3 protein-coding genes are annotated in these 4,323 nt (G+C 42.5%); 1 reads left to right on the forward strand and 2 read right to left on the reverse strand.

Annotated features, from left to right (window positions below):
• Positions 1 to 252: 252 nt before the first annotated feature.
• Positions 253 to 2,004, reverse strand: coding sequence for an ABC transporter ATP-binding protein (locus VB654_RS01500; RefSeq protein ID WP_323211561.1), 1,752 nt, complete (start codon positions 2,002 to 2,004; stop codon positions 253 to 255).
• 260 nt (positions 2,005 to 2,264) lie between these two features.
• Complete coding sequence (locus tag VB654_RS01505) at positions 2,265 to 3,005, reverse strand: hypothetical protein (protein ID WP_323211563.1); 741 nt, start codon at positions 3,003 to 3,005, stop codon at positions 2,265 to 2,267.
• A gap of 304 nt (positions 3,006 to 3,309) precedes the next feature.
• On the opposite strand from VB654_RS01505, the gene galE reads away from it, so the two are divergent.
• A complete protein-coding gene (gene galE / locus VB654_RS01510; protein WP_323211565.1) occupies positions 3,310 to 4,308 on the forward strand; it encodes a UDP-glucose 4-epimerase GalE in 999 nt (332 codons plus the stop codon).
• The last annotated feature ends 15 nt before the right edge of the window (positions 4,309 to 4,323 follow it).

Here is a 4,323-nt window from a genome sequence, read left to right on the forward strand (position 1 = left end):
GGTTTTGTTGTAGAGGCAGGGAACAGGGAAAAGTATCAGCTATCTGTCAACCCCAAATTTTCTGATTTATTCAACCCAAAATTCACACTTTTGATGGTACACCTTCAAAAACCCTGCACCTACTTTCGAGTTTATCAGCCTCAAACCTTCGATTTATCTGGGTTTTATATTTATTCAGCCAGCCCTAAATATTACCCGTGCCATAGATAACGGCAAATTTTAAAGTTGTTCATCTATGGCAGAATTGATTTGTTAACGAAGTAACTCTTCGACTTGATGCTGACTCCACAAAGTTTTGTAAAGACCTTCGGTTTGTAATAATTCTGAGTGCTTACCTGTCTGGACTATTTGGCCTTTATCCATCACAAAAATTCGGTCAGCCGCCGCCGCCGCAGATAACTGATGAGTGATAAAAACTATGGTTTTGCGTCTCGAACCACTGGCAAGATTATCGAGAATTTTGGTAGCTGTTTGATTATCTACGCTAGAAAGGGCATCATCCAAAATTAATATTGGAGCTTCCACCAACATGGCTCTAGCCAAGGCAGTACGTTGTCTTTGACCACCAGATAGAGTTATGCCCCGTTCACCAACAATGGTTTCGTATTGATTGGGAAAATTGCTAATTTCAACATCCATTTGAGCTAGTTTAGCCACATACTCTACATCTTGGACTTCACTAACTGGATCACTGTAACGGATATTATTCTTAATCGTAGTGCTAAATAAAAAGCTATCTTGAGGAACGTAGGCGATCGCCTGACGTAAATCTGCTAATGATATCTTGGTAATATCCACACCATCTAGAAATAACTGTCCTGATGCAATATCTAATAAACGTGGTAACGCATTGGCTAAAGTTGATTTACCAGAACCAATCGCCCCCACAATCGATACTGTTTCCCCAGGGAAAATAGTAAAGTTGATATTTTTTAAAGCCGAAGTCATCGCACCGGGATAAGTGTAGCTGAGATTTTCGGCCGTGAGTTCTCCTTTAATCTCATCCAAAGGCAAATGTACAGCGTCGCCTTCGTCTTGAATTTTCGGCGTGACAGAAAGAATCGATTCCAAACGATCAACACTCACTTCACCACGTTGATAAGCTGTAATTGTGAACCCTAATAAAGCCGTGGGGAAAACTAGCCGTTCCACATAAATCAGCAACGCCAAAAAATCGCCTACAGCTAGGGTTCCAGTTGATATTTGTGTAGCCCCCAGCCAAATAATTACCAGAGAACTGAGATTAGCTAGACCACCGATTAACGGAAACAGGATATTTCGGCTTTTAGCTAGTTGCAGGTTAGCCGCCAATAGCTGCTGATTTTTTTGAGCAAAAGCCCGACGCTCATTTTCTTCTTGAGCGTAAATTTTAATCATTGCAATCCCACTCACATCCTCTTGAATGAGTTCACTAATATCTGATAGTTCCTCTTGGACTACGGCTTGTTCTTTGCGGAGGCGATTGCTAAACAGATGCACTAACCAGAACATAAAAGGATATACAGCCAAGGAAGCTAATGTGAGATTCACACTAATTGTCAGCATTACTGGTAGGGTCAAAGCATAGGCAAACAGAGTATTTGCTAAACTCAGTACAGCAAAACCCACCAATCTCTTGACATTTTCCACATCACTGGTAGCGCGATTAATTAAATCTCCAGCAGTGTTAGTGGCAAAATAAGAAGGCTCCAACTTGAGTAAATGTTCAAAAATCCGTTGTTTGAGATCAAATTCTACCTGTCTTCCGACTCCAAACAGCCAGATGCGCGAAGCCATACGAATCAGCCACATCGCAGAACTGAGCAAGACAATCGGGACTACATAATATAATATGTTGTTGAAATTAAAGCTGGCTGAAAGTTGGTCAACGGCTGAACGAATTAACCAGGGGATGTAAACACCCAGCCCATTGACAGATAATAAAGCGAGAATGCCTAATGCCGTTTCCCGCCAATGGGGACGTAAATAAGCACCGAGTTTAGCAAGTCGTCGAGATTCTGCCATTAAAGCGATATTGCAACTTAATCATCTGAGAATGAACTGCTGATAAGTCTGTATTTTCTGGGAATTTCGGCAGTCCACCTATCTTACTTTAACGAATAGAGCCACCGATCAAGCAGCCAGTTGTCATGAAAACTCTAGAAAAAGTTCATATTTTGAGATTCAACCACAGATGCAGATAGATCAGCACCGATCAAACATCTGTGGTTAATTTTTCCTGATGCGGATTTTGGCCAGGAATCTCAGTCGTGAAAATGACTTTTTTAGCGTACCTGGTTCCCACGCAGGAAAAAGTAAATCTGGTTAAGATAACTTTCCCATACTTGGGTTGTGACTTGTAGAGTTTGGGCGCTGGGTACAAAGTCTTCTATTCGCAATCCGCGATCGCCAACTGTTGTCGGAGTTTGCAACAGGTAAGGTGGAACTTTTGCACCCAAAGAGTTAAATGCTATAGTTGCACGACCTGGTTTTTGGTTTAGCAAGAGATTATTCTCTAGGACATCGGAAATCATCGTTGGCGTAGTTGTGGGATTAAATGCTACTAGCGCCTCTGAAGATAAAATGTCAGGTCTTAGAGACGACACTAGCCCATAGTCCTGAATGATTTCCTGAGCTACTACATTAGAACCCCCCATCATTGCTACAGGTACTCTCACCAGAAAGTAAGCGATCGCCGGTGTACTTGCCAACAGTAAAATTGTCAGCGACCAACCCACCAAATAACCCCCTGGTGCATCTATACCTCCGCCCTTAATTCTCTGAGATGCAAACATCATCAGTAAAACCGAAGCCCCTAGAGGCTTAAGCGGAAATGATACAACCCTCCACAAAGATGCCACAGCTGGTTCATTAGGGTTAATAAACGACAAAGCGATGACAATCAACACAATGACTAAAACTAATCTCCCGATAAAGGTTCCAGAAGGATAAAATCTCTGGAACAGAGAGTATACAACAGTGCCAATCAGCAGCCACAGCAGCACTCGACTTAGCAATAGAAACATAGATTAACTCTCAAATTTTATTTTGCTATGAGCCAGTTAAAAACAGGAGTTTCCCCCATGAACAACTGACACACCCGTAAGGGTCAGCCTAGAGATTTTCGGTAGAAGATGTATTTTCTCGTCAAATTGTAATCGCACTATTACTTGAGAGCAAATACCTCCAACCTAAAACCACAGACTACCGTCGTAGTGATTTTAGTGCAATTTTTTCACACTGCGTCTATTATTTGTCATTTTTTAGATGAGTAATGTGGCACCAGTAAACTAAATTAGTTGAATAGTTGTCAACTCTAAAGGAAAAATTATGTCGAATGGAAAGCCCAGCATCTTAGTTACCGGGGGTGCTGGATATATTGGTTCCCATACTGTATTTGCCCTCAAGCGAGCGGGTTATGAAGTCGTCATACTCGATAATCTGGTTTATGGACATCAAGACTTAGTAGAACAGGTTTTGCAGGTAGAGTTGGTAGTAGGAGATACAGGCGATCGCGCCTTATTGGATAACTTATTTAAAACCCGCAATATCACCGCAGTTATGCACTTTTCCGCATACGCATACGTAGGTGAATCGGTAACAGACCCAGCCAAATATTACCGTAACAACGTTGTAGGTACACTGACGCTGTTAGAAGCGATGGTAGCTGCATCTATTCATAAATTCGTCTTCTCTTCCACCTGTGCGACCTACGGAGTCCCAGAAATCGTACCTATTCCCGAAAATCATCCCCAAGACCCCATTAATCCCTACGGAGCTACCAAGCTAATGGTAGAGAGGATTCTGGCTGATTTTGATGTGGCTTACGGGTTGAAATCAGTCCGATTTCGCTACTTTAATGCAGCTGGCGCTCATCCGGGTGGCTTACTAGGCGAAGATCATCAACCAGAAACCCACTTAATCCCCTTAGTACTGCTCACCGCTTTAGGCAAAAGAAAATCTATTTCCATTTTTGGTACAGATTATCCCACCCCTGATGGTACTTGTATTCGTGATTATATTCACGTAAGCGATTTAGCCGATGCCCATGTTCTGGGATTGCAATATTTATTAAAAGATGGTGACAGCGAAGTTTTCAACTTAGGTAATGGCAACGGCTTCTCAGTTAGAGAAGTGATTGCAGCTGCGGCCGCAGTTACTGGATTAACCATACCAGTTGAAGAATGCGATCGCCGCCCTGGTGATCCGCCATCTCTCATTGGTAGTGGCGAGAAAGCCAGAAAAATTCTTAATTGGCAACCACAATACCCAGACATCAAAGAGATTGTCACCCATGCCTGGAAGTGGCATCAAAAGCGACACTTGTAGGAGTGCTGAGTGCTG

The organism is Nodularia sp. UHCC 0506 (assembly GCF_034931045.1).
Taxonomy (GTDB): Bacteria; Cyanobacteriota; Cyanobacteriia; order Cyanobacteriales; family Nostocaceae; genus Nodularia.